The organism is Lacticaseibacillus nasuensis JCM 17158 (genome assembly GCF_001434705.1).
In the GTDB taxonomy this organism is placed as follows: Bacteria; Bacillota; Bacilli; order Lactobacillales; family Lactobacillaceae; genus Lacticaseibacillus; species Lacticaseibacillus nasuensis.
In genome coordinates this window covers 61,600-73,824 of record NZ_AZDJ01000022.1, presented here as the reverse complement: position 1 = coordinate 73,824, position 12,225 = coordinate 61,600, and the positions used below count along the sequence as shown (strand labels likewise).

Annotated in this window: 10 protein-coding genes; 7 read left to right on the top strand and 3 right to left on the bottom strand. The window is 58.8% G+C overall.

Annotated elements, in window-relative coordinates; all coding sequences use genetic code 11:
* The first annotated feature begins 13 nt into the window (after positions 1–13).
* On the top strand, positions 14–2,101 hold the full coding sequence (locus tag FD02_RS05240; RefSeq protein ID WP_056951005.1) for a cation:proton antiporter: 2,088 nt from the start codon (positions 14–16) through the stop codon (positions 2,099–2,101).
* 46 nt (positions 2,102–2,147) lie between these two features.
* Here FD02_RS05240 and FD02_RS05235 read toward each other — a convergent pair whose 3' ends face one another.
* From FD02_RS05235 to FD02_RS05225, 3 genes are read right to left on the bottom strand one after another with little or no spacing between them, the layout of a single operon-like run.
* Positions 2,148–2,408 (bottom strand): hypothetical protein, encoded by a 261-nt coding sequence (locus tag FD02_RS05235; RefSeq protein ID WP_054721959.1) that lies wholly within the window; start codon positions 2,406–2,408, stop codon positions 2,148–2,150.
* A 54-nt stretch (positions 2,409–2,462) separates the two neighbouring features.
* Positions 2,463–3,221, bottom strand: a complete 759-nt coding sequence (locus FD02_RS05230; RefSeq protein WP_054721958.1) for a nitroreductase family protein — start codon at positions 3,219–3,221, stop codon at positions 2,463–2,465.
* Positions 3,208–3,837 (bottom strand): TetR/AcrR family transcriptional regulator, encoded by a 630-nt coding sequence (locus FD02_RS05225; RefSeq protein ID WP_056951003.1) that lies wholly within the window; start codon positions 3,835–3,837, stop codon positions 3,208–3,210. The genes FD02_RS05230 and FD02_RS05225 overlap by 14 nt, the downstream gene beginning before the upstream one ends.
* Positions 3,838–4,082: 245 nt before the next feature.
* Between FD02_RS05225 and FD02_RS05220 the strand changes: the two genes are divergently transcribed.
* From FD02_RS05220 to purK, 6 genes are all read left to right on the top strand, one after another.
* Positions 4,083–7,610: an MMPL/RND family transporter gene (locus tag FD02_RS05220; RefSeq protein WP_056951001.1), complete on the top strand. Its 3,528-nt coding sequence runs from the start codon at positions 4,083–4,085 to the stop codon at positions 7,608–7,610.
* Positions 7,611–7,716: 106 nt separating this feature from the next.
* Positions 7,717–8,151, top strand: coding sequence for a CopY/TcrY family copper transport repressor (locus FD02_RS05215; protein ID WP_056950999.1), 435 nt, complete (start codon positions 7,717–7,719; stop codon positions 8,149–8,151).
* Positions 8,144–8,515, top strand: a complete 372-nt coding sequence (locus FD02_RS05210; protein WP_056950997.1) for a cupredoxin domain-containing protein — start codon at positions 8,144–8,146, stop codon at positions 8,513–8,515. The genes FD02_RS05215 and FD02_RS05210 overlap by 8 nt, the downstream gene beginning before the upstream one ends.
* A gap of 29 nt (positions 8,516–8,544) precedes the next feature.
* Positions 8,545–10,458 (top strand): copper-translocating P-type ATPase, encoded by a 1,914-nt coding sequence (locus tag FD02_RS05205; RefSeq protein ID WP_056950995.1) that lies wholly within the window; start codon positions 8,545–8,547, stop codon positions 10,456–10,458.
* Between the two features lie 166 nt (positions 10,459–10,624).
* Positions 10,625–11,110 (top strand): 5-(carboxyamino)imidazole ribonucleotide mutase, encoded by a 486-nt coding sequence (purE, locus tag FD02_RS05200; protein WP_263849047.1) that lies wholly within the window; start codon positions 10,625–10,627, stop codon positions 11,108–11,110.
* Positions 11,103–12,224: a 5-(carboxyamino)imidazole ribonucleotide synthase gene (gene purK / locus FD02_RS05195; protein ID WP_056950993.1), complete on the top strand. Its 1,122-nt coding sequence runs from the start codon at positions 11,103–11,105 to the stop codon at positions 12,222–12,224. The genes purE and purK overlap by 8 nt, the downstream gene beginning before the upstream one ends.
* The last annotated feature ends 1 nt before the right edge of the window (position 12,225 follow it).

Here is a 12,225-nt window from a genome sequence, read left to right as displayed (position 1 = left end):
GGGAGGCGTCGGCATGGTCGTCGTTGAAACAGTTTTGATTCTTGTCGCCTTGGTCATTCTTAGCAACATCATCAGCCACTATGTCGTCGCCATCCCCGTGTCGTTGATTCAAGCCGGCCTCGGCGTGATTGCCGCGTTGGTGTGGCACTTCGAGCTGGACATGGCCACCGATTGGTTCATGTTGCTGTTCATCGCGCCGATGCTGTTTAACGACGGCCAGCATTTTCCTAAGCGCGAGTTGTGGGCGCTGCGCGGGCCGATTGTCGGCAACGCCATTTTCCTGGTGTTCCTCACCACGGTGGTTGGCGGCTGGTTCATTCACTGGCTGATTCCGGGCTTGCCGCTAGCGGCGAGCCTGGCGCTGGCCGCCATCATGTCGCCCACCGACCCGATTGCCGTGCAGTCGCTGGCCGCGCGCATTCATTTGCCCAGCCGCATCTTGCATTTGGTCAGCGGCGAAAGCCTAATCAACGACGCCAGCGGGCTGATTGGATTTAAATACGGCATCGCCGCGGCCTTGACCGGGACCTTTGCCTTTGGTCGCGCGGTGGGGGACTTTATTTATATCGGAATCGTCGGCGCATTGGCCGGCGCGATACTGATGGCCATCATCAACGGCCTGCGCGGCTGGCTGCTGCAGCAAGGCATCAACGACGTCATTTTGCATACCGTGTTGAACCTGGTGACGCCGTTTGTGATTTACCTCGTGGTCGACGAAATGCTACACGCCTCCGGGGTGATTGCGGTGGTCGTCGCCGGCTTGCTGAGCAACACCCGCGGCAACCGCTACTTGTTGGCGCTACCCGAGCTGCGCATCGTCTCGGCGCGCACCTGGGACATCGTGGTGTACGTGCTGAACGGCATCATTTTCCTGATTCTTGGCATCGAGTTGCCGGTAGCGATGAGCGCGGCGATCACCGCGCGCAGCGTGCACACCGGCCGGGCCTTGTTCGACGTGGTGGCCGTGTACGTCGTGGTGCTTGTGTTGCGCGTGTTGTGGACTTACGGCTACATGTGGGTCGGCAAAAATAGCGTGCAGCCGTCGTGGCGCACCGCGTGGATTTCCGGCGTGTCCGGCGTCCGCGGCGCCATCACCGTCGTCGGCGTGCTGGCTGTGCCGCTGACGCTAGGCGATGGCACACCGTTTCCCGAGCGCAACTTGATGCTGTTTGTCGCGGCCGGGTACGTGGTGTTGAGCCTGATTGCCGCCGTCGTGTTGTTGCCGCTATTGACCAATGAACATTTGACCTTGCAGCTGCGCGGGTCGCGCATCAGCGCCGACCCCGATGTCACCCCGGAAGCCGAAGCGGCGCCGCGGCGCATCAGCCTGCCGCAGGCGCAGCGCTTCTTGTATCAAACCGCTGTGCGGCGCGTAGAAAGCGAGCGGCGCGAGGACAATCAAAAACCGGCGCTCGATTTGATCAGCGAATATCAGCACCAGCTTCGGCGCCTCGAGTTGGCCGAAGCCGACGAAGGGGAGCTGCCGAGCATCGTCCGGGATGAGCTGATGCTGCGCGTGGTCGGTTTACAAGGCGAGCTCGGTGCGTTGCAGGACCTGCAGGCGGCCGGCACGATTGACGCGACGCAATACGCGAAAAATGAACGTGCCTTGCGCCACCGCTTGGCCGAGTTGGAGCTGTTGCGCGATGCCGCCGGCGGGGTGCCGCTGCGGGTGCGGCTGAGCAAGTGGCATCGCTGGTGGCAGGTGCTGTGGGCGCGCATCTTGCGCCGCCGGCAGCCGGCGCGCTACGCTGCGCAGCTCGCCACGGAAAAAGCCTTAGCCAAAGGCGGCCTCAAGCACCTTTCCGCGTTTTTAAAGCAGCCGGAGCAACGCAAGCGCGGCTACAATCGCCAGGTGATTTACACTCTGATTGTCCAATACCGCAACCGTATCGCGAGCGTCAAGGCGATCAACGAATTGAAGAGTACCCGCTATGAGCACGAAATTGCCCGCCTGCGCGCCGTCGCCTTGGCCGCCGAGCGCGCCGCGATTCACGAGCTGTTGGAACAAGGCTACATTTCCACCAGCATGGCCCAGCAGCTGAACCAAAGCGTCAACTACACCGAAAGCGCCGCGGCGATGTCAGCCGTGGAAGCCTAATCGATTTTAGGCAAAAAAAAGCCGTCGCGCTTGGCGACGGCTTTTCCTATGGCATCAAGGTGACGAGGCTGGCCAGTACCACGCCACCGGCTGCGACGGCCACCGCAAAGTCGCCGTAGCGCCACCAGCGCGTCGTGCTGGCACTCAAGGTGGCGAACACCCCGCAAACCACCGCGCCGGCCACGACGCCCCAGTGCCAGCCGGTGGCCAACCAGAAGTGGTTGAAAACGAGTAACGCCACGCCGCAACCGCCGGCGAGTATCCCGACGGCGATTGCGGTGATGAACGTTTGGTGAAAGTGTGTCATCGCGCGCCCTCCTTGCCTAGATTGTACGCGGCCACAGCGGAATCAGGCAACGATTTAGGCTTCGGGGAACCAACCGTGGCGGCGTAGCGTCTGGAATAAGTCGCCGCGGCGATCCGTCGGGGCGTTGGTGGCGCTGCGAGTCAACAACGCGCTAAACGTGTCGGCGCGTTGGTTGAAGTCGCGGCCGGCATAATACGTCGCCACCACCGGATCGTAGGCGTGCATTTCTGCGGCCAGCTCCGTCGGCAAGGCGTAGCGGTTGGTAAACTGGGTGAGGGCCGCCGGCAACCGCGGCTTTTGCTGCACAATTTTAGCGGGGTGGCCGACGAGCAGCCCGAGAATCGGGAAAGTCAGGTCCGGCAAGTCGAGCAGTTCATACAGGCGCTCGGCATCGTTTTGAATGCTGCCGAGTATCACCGCGCCTAACCCCAGCGACTCGGCGGCGTTCACCGTGTTCTGCACGGCCAGGGTCGCGTCCGCTGCGCCTTGCAGGAACTTGTCCATGCTACCGAGGCGGGTGGGGGCAGTGGTGTGCAAGGCTGCGACTCGACTGGCGCGGTATTGATCGACGACGAAAATTAGCAACTCGCCAGGACCGGCGACATAGGCCTGGTGGCTGACCCTGGCGATTTCGGCTTGCAAGGCGCGGTCGGTGATGCTGATGACGCTAAAGCTTTGCAAATATTGGGAGCTGGCCGTTTGCCGTGCGACGGCCAACAAAGTCTCGCGGGTGCTGGCGCTCAGTGGCTCGTTGGTGAAATCGCGAATGGAGCGGTGGGCCAATTGGTGGGTGATCGTCTCATTTGATGTCATGAATTAAGTCTCCTCTGGTGGGTAAGTCCTCGATGCCGAGCATGTCTAGCGGCGTCATGAAGCGTGTCTTCATGACAATCGCCGTGATGGTTTCCGGCGACACGGGATCCGCTTGGCGCAGCCAGCATTTAATGATGTCGAACAATCCCGAGATGATGAGCTCCCAAGCAAACTCGGTGGGCAACGCCGGCGTCAGCTGGCGCGTGCCCTTGATGTGGTACACGGCGGTGCTGATGGCGTCTTTGACGATGCGCCGCAGCCGCGGCTCGAACTTGGGGTCGCCATTGGGGCCGAACAACACCTGAATCAAGCCAAACTCGTTGGCCACAAACTCGATGATGCTGGCGACTGTGTTCAACGAATAAATCCCGTTGGTGCGCAGCGACTCCAGCGTCAAGGAATCGGCCAGTTCGTGCAGCAGCTGGTCGAGCTGGCTGGCCAAGTCGTCTTCGTAGCTGGTCAACAGCGCGTACTTATCCACGTAATGGAGATAGAAGGTGCCGCGGTTGATGTGGGCGGCGCGGGTGATGTCGCTGATGGTCACTTGTTCAAAGCTGGTTTGGTTCAACAGGCCAACGAATGCGGCCTTGATTTTCACTTCGGTTGAATTAGCCATGGGTGTTTCCTCCTGTGCTCAGTGTCCCACTTTCAAAATAAAAATCAACAGTCTGTTGATTTAGCCAAGGCAACGCGCGCAAGGCCTGCAGCAGATTCCTCAACGATTTTCTGAAAATTGTTGATTGCGTCAGCGGCCTGAGGCGCATAAGATAATTTACTGAACACGGTGTTGAGTTTTTCAATCTGCACCGCCGCATCTAGGGCACGTCTAGTTAACAGCAAAGAATGAACGGGGAGAATTGCATGAAGAAGTTTTTACAGTATCACGTTGGCAGCTTAGTCGCCTGGATCGTGGTGCTCGTCATCGCCTTCGGGTTGATGCCGAACACCAGCGCCTTGGTTCGCGATCAAGGCGCGACCAAAGTGCCGAGCGACATGCAAAGCCAAGTCGCCACGGCGATTCAAAATAAGTGGGGACACGGCCAAGACAACACGCGTCAAGTCGCCGTGGTGTTTAGCAATGGCAACCACCGGCTAACCGCCGACCAAACGCGCGCGATCAATGCCACCGTCAACCGTCTGCAGGACAACCGCAGTCAGTATCACATCAAGTCCATCTTAGCGCCGACGGATAATGCCGAAACCAAGAAGCAGCTGATTGCCAAAGACGGCACGACGCAAATCGTGCAACTGATGGTGGGCAAGCAGCAAACCGTGCGGCAAATGACCAACGCCATCACCAAGGCGGCCAAAACCAGTGGCGTCACCACCTACGTGACCGGCGGCGATATTCTCACCGACGACTTTTCGCAAGCCACCGAGGAAGGCATCAAAAAAACCGAGGTCATCGCTGCGATTTTTATCTTCATCGTCTTGATCATCGTTTTCCGCTCGCCGGTGGTGCCGGTGATTTCCCTGGGGATGGTCGGCGTCGCCTTGATGACCAGCATGAGCCTCGTGTTCAACCTGGCCAAGTGGTTCAATTTTCCGATCAGCTCCTTTACTCAGGTGTTCATCGTCGTCATCCTGTTTGGGATTGGTACGGATTACAACATTCTCTTGTACGACCAGTTCAAGGCGTCGCTGTCGCATGGCCACAGCGCCGTCGAAGCGACCAAGCGCTCGCGCAAAGTCGCCGGGCGGACCATCTTGTACAGCGGCTCCAGTGTCTTGATCGGCTTTTCCGCGTTGGGGTTGGCCAACTTCTCGATTTACAAGTCCGCGGTGGGCGTGGCCATCGGCGTGGCCGTGTTGCTCATCGTGCTGTTGACCTTGAATCCGTTTTTCATGGCCGTGTTAGGCAAGAAGATGTTTTGGCCGATCAAAAACTTCGACGGCGCCTCGCACAGTAAGCTGTGGGAATGGTTGTCGGCCCATTCCGTGTTGCATCCGCTGATTGCCTTGGGCATCACGGCGCTGTGCGCGCTGCCGATGCTGTTCATGTATAACGGCAAGCTGAACTACAACACCGTCGACGAGCTCAGCAGCAGCGTGCCGGCCAAGCAAGGCTTCCAAGTCATTCAGACCCATTTTTCCAAGGGGATGGCCGAGCCGAACACGCTGTACATTCGCAGCAACAAGCGCCTGGATCAAAATCAGTACCTGAAAACCATCGATCAGCTGACGCGCAAGCTCAAGCAGGAACCCGGGATCAAAACCGTGGCCTCGGTCACCCAGCCTGGTGGCAGCGAGGTCAAGGCCTTGTACGTCAAGCAGCAGCTGAAAACCGTGACCACCGGCATGACCGCCGCCCATCAGGGGTTAGGCACCATCAATAAAGGCCTGACCAGCGCCAACCAGCAATTAGCCGGTGCCGATATGCAAAGCGGCCTGACTGGCGTCAAGCAACTGATTACCGGCAGTAACCAACTCATCGCCGGCGTCGATACCTTACAAAGCGGCGCGGGCCAGTTGAATAGCGGGGCCTGGCAACTAACCTCCGGCCTGGATCAGTACACCGGAGCGGTGGGGCAGATTAATTCCGGTGCCGCCCAACTCACCGCCAACTCCGCGGCGTTGCGCGCCGGCGCCAATCAGCTCAACAGTTCAGTCGCCAGCCTCAGCGGGCTAGGTAGCCAGCTCACCACGGCGCAACAAAGCCTGGCGCAGCTGCCGGCGATGCAGCAAGAAATCACGACGATTCAAACTGAACTGGCGGCGCAACCGAACCTGAATGCCGACTTGGCCAAGGCCATTACCTTGCTCGACAGCCTGGACAGCGCCCGCGACCAAATCACGAGCCTGACGACGCAAGCCAGCAGCCTCGGCACGATGCTGAGCACGACGAAGACCACGTTGACCAGCGTCGGCGTCAACGACGTGATGGCGTCCATGGGCGACAAGCAAATCATCAAACAGGCCCAGTCGATTGTTTCGGACACTAACGCCAGTGCCGATTCGAAAAAGGCCGCGCAAGCCATCATCGATCAAGCCAATAAGAATATTGATCAGCGTCTGACGGTCAACACACAGAAACTGACCGCGTTAAACGACGCAACCAAAAATATCAGCCTGCCAAACAGCCAGACCCTCACTGCGTTGACTGCCCAGCTGCCAAGCGCCGACCAAGTCAAGCAAATGAAGGCTGAGCTAACCACCGCCCAAACGGTGTTGAAGCAATCCAACACGCTCATGACCAACGCCAGCCAACTTACGGCCAGCGCCGCCAGCTTGTCTAAGCTGATGGCAGACTTGCCGAGCTTGATGAAGCAGTTGAGTCAGGTGCAAACCTTGGCCAATGGCATCGTCACCTACACCAATGGCGTCGATACCTTAGCCGGCGGCACCCAACAGTTGGCCAGCAAGTCCGGCCAGTTGACCACGGGGGCCGACCAGCTGCTGGCCGGGACGAATACGTTGACCAACAGCGTGCCGGCTTTGCGTAGCGGGCTCGTGCAAGAACGCGATGGTCAGCAAACCATGTACACGACTTTGGCCGGCTTGGTCGGACAAATGGGCAAGCTGCAAACCGGTTTGAGCCAAGCCACCGGTGGCCTATCTAAGATCGATCACGGTGTGGTGTCGGCCAACGATTACCTCGGTGGCCTGCGCCGCTCGGCTTCGACGAAAGAATTTTATATTCCAACTAGTGTGTTGACCAGCAAGACCTTCAAGCCGGCGCTCACGCAGTACCTGTCCGAAGACAAAAAGGCCACACAGTTGACCATCGTCTTTGACACCGATCCAAGCAGTGCCGCTTCCCTGGACAAGGTCAACGCCTTGCAAAAAGAAGTGAAGAACCAGCTGAAGGGGACGCCGCTGGCCGGCTCAACGGTGGCCATCGGTGGGCAAACTGCCTTTACCGCAGATACGCGCGCCGTTGCCTCCAAGGACTTTATCCGCACCGCGGCCATCATGCTGATCGGTATCGCCATCGCCTTGATGGTGATCACCCGCTCGCTGTTGCAGCCGATTTACATCTTGGGCACCTTGCTGTTGGCCTACATCAGCTCGTTGACCTTGACGCGGCTGTTGAGCCATGTGGTGCTGGGCCAAGATTACCTGACTTGGAACACGCCGTTCTTCGGCTTCATCATGCTGGTAGCGCTGGGCGTGGATTACAGCATCTTCTTGATGATGAAGTACCGTGAGTTTGGTCCGGACACGCCTGGCGCCAGCATCACGCGCGCCAGCGGCATCATCGGCGCCGTCGTCATTTCTGCGGCGGTGATTCTCGGTGGGACCTTTGCCGCCTTGATTCCATCCGGCGTCTTAACGTTGATTCAAGTCGCGTTGACTGTCATGATCGGTTTGGTCATCCTGGTCGTCTTCTTGCCGATTACGTTGAGTGCCGGCATCCGGCTGACTTATGGCAAAGCCAAAACGAAATAAGCACGACGAAACTGGTGCGTCTGACGCACCAGTTTTTTTCTAGATTAAGTTGACAAATGTAGACGAAACCAATAAACTATATTTGTAAACGAAAGGGGCGAGCGTGATGGCAGTAGAAGCAACGGCGATGTCGCCGAGCGAGTGGGAGGTCATGCGAGTCGTGTGGTCGACGCGCGATCCGGCCACACCGAACATCGTCAAGACGGTGCAGCAAAAACGCGACTGGAGTGAATCGACGATCAAGACGTGGTTAGGCCGACTGGTGAAAAAAGGGCTGTTGACCACCAAGCGGGTCAGCCACAGTTACGTCTACACCCCGACGATCGCCGAGGTGCCGGCGATGAAGCAAACCGCCGGCGAGCTGTTCGACCACTTGTGCGCCATGAAAAAAGGCACGGTGATTGCGGATCTGGTGACGAACACCGAGCTCAGTCGGCGCGATATTGAACAGTTACAGCAAATTCTGGCCGCCAAGTTACCGACGGCCCCAGAAAGTATCCCGTGCAATTGCATGGGTGAAGGAGCGTGTGCACATGATTAAAGCAATGGTATTGTTGGTTGGCTTAGCCGTGATTGGGTTTATCCTGTGGTGGTTCTTCGGCAAGCATGCCGTAGCCACCGCGACCGGCGATGCCAAAGCTGCCGTGCAGCGGATTGCCGTCACCGTCAAAGGGGGCTATTCGCCGGAACAAATCGTCTTGCATCAAGGCGTCCCGGCGGTATTGACCTTCACCCGAGTTGACCCAACGACTTGTTTGGACCACGTCGTTTTTCCTGATTTTGGGGTGAACGCCGAGTTGCCGCTGAGCCAACCGCAGGAAATTAAGATCGATACCAGCAAGCCAGGCGATTATACCTGGGCCTGCGGGATGGATATGTTCCATGGCAAGTTAACGATTGACTAGGCGCAAGCCGGTCGGAAGGAAGTGAGCGCATGAATGTGACGAAGCGGTTTTGGTTGTCATTTTGGTTGTCGCTGCCGATGCTGGTGACGATGGTGTTGATGTTATTTCACATCATGATTCCCGGTAACGACTGGCTTCAGCTGATTTTGACCACCATCATCATGGTAGTATCGGCGCGGCCGTTTTGGCAAAGCGCGTGGGCAAGCTTCCAGAAGCATCATGCCAACATGGACACCCTGGTCGCCATCGGCACGGCGACGGCGTACTTCTATAGCTTGTACGCGATGGCTAACCACCTGCCCGTGTTCTTCGAAAGCGCCGCGTTCGTGACTGCGTTTGTGTTGTTGGGGCAGGTCTTTGAGGAACGCATGCGGAGCCAAGCCGGGTCGGCGGTGGCCAAGCTTGTCGACTTGCAGGCCAAGGTCGCCACGGTAATTCGTGACGGCCAACCCTTGCAGGTGCCAGTGACTGAGGTGGTGGTCGGCGACACGGTGCAGGTCCGGCCCGGGGAAAAGGTGCCGGTAGATGGCGAAATCGTGGCTGGCACTAGCCACATCGACGAATCCATGGTGACCGGTGAGAGCATGCCGGTGAAAAAAGCGGCTGGTGATCACGTGATCGGCGCCACGATTAACGGCGACGGCCAGCTGACGTATCGGGCGACCAAGGTTGGCAAGGATAGCATGCTGGCGCAAATCGTCGAGTTGGTGAAAACGGCGCAAACCAGTCGAGCCCCAATTCAAAAGCTCACCGATCGCGTGTCAGACATTTTCGTGCCGGCCGTCTTGATCCTGGCGATTGTGACCTTTCTTGTGTGGTACGTCGTGATTGGGGCCAGTCTCGCGAATGCCTTGATCTTTGCCGTCTCTGTCGTCGTCATCGCTTGCCCATGCGCGCTGGGGTTAGCGACCCCAACCGCGTTGATGGTCGGCACCGGCCGCGCCGCTAAGCTTGGCATTTTGATTAAAAACGGCGAGGTGCTGGAAACCGTACCGACGCTGAAGACTGTGGTGTTTGATAAAACCGGGACGATTACAGCAGGCAAGCCGCAGGTCACCGATATTATCGGTGGGGCGGCCGTCCTGCCAGTGGCTGCTGCCCTTGAGGCACAGTCCGATCACCCGTTGGCCAAGGCCATCACGGCTGCGGCCACCGCCGCAGGAATTGCCCCGGCTGCCGTAACTAATTTTCACGCTGTTGCCGGTAAAGGCGTGGCTGCGCAATTGAACGGGCACACCATTACCATCGGCAACGCCATGACCGCCACGGCGTTGCCTGCCGCGCTGGCCACCGCGCAGCGGCGACTTGAAGCGGCGGCAAAAACGGTTGTGGTTGTGTGGCAAGACGACGCCGCGCTGGGCTTGATTGCCATTCAAGACCGGCCGCGTGCGACTAGCGCCAGCCCGATTGCCGCGTTGCACGACCAGGGCTTGCGAACCGTGATGCTGACCGGCGACAATCAGGCAGTAGCGACGGCCATTGCCCAACAGGTTGGCGTCAAGGAAGTCATCGCCAACGTCTTGCCAGCGGATAAGGCAGCGACGATCCAGCGGCTGCAAGCCGCAGGACCGGTGGCGTTCGTCGGCGATGGCATCAACGACGCGCCGGCGCTGACCACGGCTGATGTCGGCATCGCCATGGGCGGTGGCACCGATATTGCCATCGAAGCTGGGGGCATCGTCTTAGTCAAAAACGACTTGCGCGACGTCGCGTTGGCGTTGGCATTGGCTAAGAAAACCTTCAACCGCATTCGCTTGAACCTCTTCTGGGCGTTTATCTACAATGTTTTGGGGATTCCCGTCGCCGCGGGCTTGTTCTACGCCGTCGGGTTGGCCCTGTCGCCTGAACTTGCCGGTTTGGCGATGGCATTTTCCTCGCTGTCCGTTGTGACGAGTTCCGTCTTATTGAACCGAGCCAAGCTACCCACGATGCAAGCCGCGTAATTAGAATCATTGGCCGCGATAATCGAAACGATTATCGCGGCCTTTTTGTTCGGCTTTTTCCTTTGATAAACACGAACGATTGATAGTGAAAACGATACAATAGTTCTTGATAAACCAGTTTCAGCATGCTAGACTCACGGTATCTCAAGTGAAAGCAGGTGCTTCCGTGAAAGTGGCAATTGTGATGGGGTCAACCTCCGACTGGCCGACCATGCAGGCAGCGGCAAAGCAATTAACCGAGTTCAAGATTCCCTACGAAAAGCGCGTCATTTCGGCTCACCGGATGCCAGATGAACTTGCGCGGTTTGCCAAAGCGGCCCGGGCCAATGACGTGGCAGTGATCATTGCCGGGGCAGGCGGGGCGGCGCATTTGCCGGGCATGTTGGCGGCCAACACCACTGTGCCCGTCATCGGGGTACCGGTGAAAACCCGAACATTATCGGGTGTCGACTCGTTGCTGTCTATCGTGCAGATGCCGGCAGGCGTGCCAGTGGCGACCATGGCCATCGGTGAGGCCGGCGCGACGAACGCCGCATTGTTCGCGGCTGCGGTGCTGGCTGTGAGCGATTCGGCGGTGGCGCAGACCTTGGCGGCTTATCGCGCCGCGCAAACCTGGCGCGCCAGCGAAAGCGAGGCGACGCTGGATGACTGAGCAACTATTGCCACCGGCGACCATCGGCATCGTCGGTGGGGGCCAGCTGGGCCGCATGTTGGCTCAAGCCGCCAAGACGATGGGCTACACGGTCGGTATTCTCGATCCGACGCCCAACGCGCCGGCCGCTCAGGTCGCCGACTGGCAGTTGACCCGCGAGTTTGCCGACACGGACGCCCTAATTGCCTTTGCCAAGCGCTGCGATCTCTTAACCTATGAATTTGAGAATGTCGACTTGCAGGCGCTGGAAGCGGCGAGTCAATTCGCCGCCTTGCCTCAAGGCACTGAGCTGCTGCGGCTCACCCGTGACCGGCGGGTGGAAAAAGCGTTTCTCGCGCGTCACGGCTTACCCACCGCCCCACACGCGACGGTGGCGGATGCGGCGGCATTACCCGCAGCAATCGCGAAAGTGGGCTATCCAGCGATTTTGAAAACGGCGACCGGCGGCTACGACGGCCACGGGCAAGTCGACATCAATCAACCCGAAGATATCCCCGCGGCTGCCGAATTAGCCGCAAACGGGCCATGCTTACTCGAAGGTCGGCTGACCTTTATCCGGGAGCTGGCGGTGATGGTGACCCGTACCGCTGCTGGCGAAGTCCGGGTGTTTCCGGTGGTGGAGAACCGCCACCGGAACCATATCTTGCACCTGACCTTGGCGCCGGCGCCGCACCTGACTGCTGCGTTAACCGAGCAAGTGACGAAGATTGCCACGACAATCGCGACGGCACTGCAGTTACGCGGCGTGCTCGGCGTCGAGTTGTTCGAGACGCCGCAGGGCTTGTTTGTCAATGAATTGGCGCCGCGGCCGCATAACTCCGGTCATTACAGCATCGAGGCCTGCAATTTTTCCCAGTTCGAGGCCCATATTCGTAGCATCGTCGGCTTGCCAATTCCGCCGATTCGGCTTACGACGCCTGCGGTGATGCGCAACTTGCTCGGGGCGGAGCTTGCCGCTGCGCAGGCGCAATGGTCGGCGCATCCCGAATGGCACCTGCACGACTATGGCAAGGCCGAAGCACGCCCCGGCCGTAAAATGGGCCACCTTACCGTTACTGCCACCGATGCGACTGATCCGTTGGCGGCTGTGTTACTGAAAGGAGAATCGTTGTGAC

Coding starts and splice junctions, on each gene's coding strand:
- FD02_RS05240 (WP_056951005.1), top strand. CDS start 14: ATGGTCGTCGTTGAAACAGTTTTGATTCTTGTCGCCTTGGTCATTCTT.
- FD02_RS05235 (WP_054721959.1), bottom strand. CDS start 2,408: ATGACACACTTTCACCAAACGTTCATCACCGCAATCGCCGTCGGGATA.
- FD02_RS05230 (WP_054721958.1), bottom strand. CDS start 3,221: ATGACATCAAATGAGACGATCACCCACCAATTGGCCCACCGCTCCATT.
- FD02_RS05225 (WP_056951003.1), bottom strand. CDS start 3,837: ATGGCTAATTCAACCGAAGTGAAAATCAAGGCCGCATTCGTTGGCCTG.
- FD02_RS05220 (WP_056951001.1), top strand. CDS start 4,083: ATGAAGAAGTTTTTACAGTATCACGTTGGCAGCTTAGTCGCCTGGATC.
- FD02_RS05215 (WP_056950999.1), top strand. CDS start 7,717: ATGGCAGTAGAAGCAACGGCGATGTCGCCGAGCGAGTGGGAGGTCATG.
- FD02_RS05210 (WP_056950997.1), top strand. CDS start 8,144: ATGATTAAAGCAATGGTATTGTTGGTTGGCTTAGCCGTGATTGGGTTT.
- FD02_RS05205 (WP_056950995.1), top strand. CDS start 8,545: ATGAATGTGACGAAGCGGTTTTGGTTGTCATTTTGGTTGTCGCTGCCG.
- purK (WP_056950993.1), top strand. CDS start 11,103: ATGACTGAGCAACTATTGCCACCGGCGACCATCGGCATCGTCGGTGGG.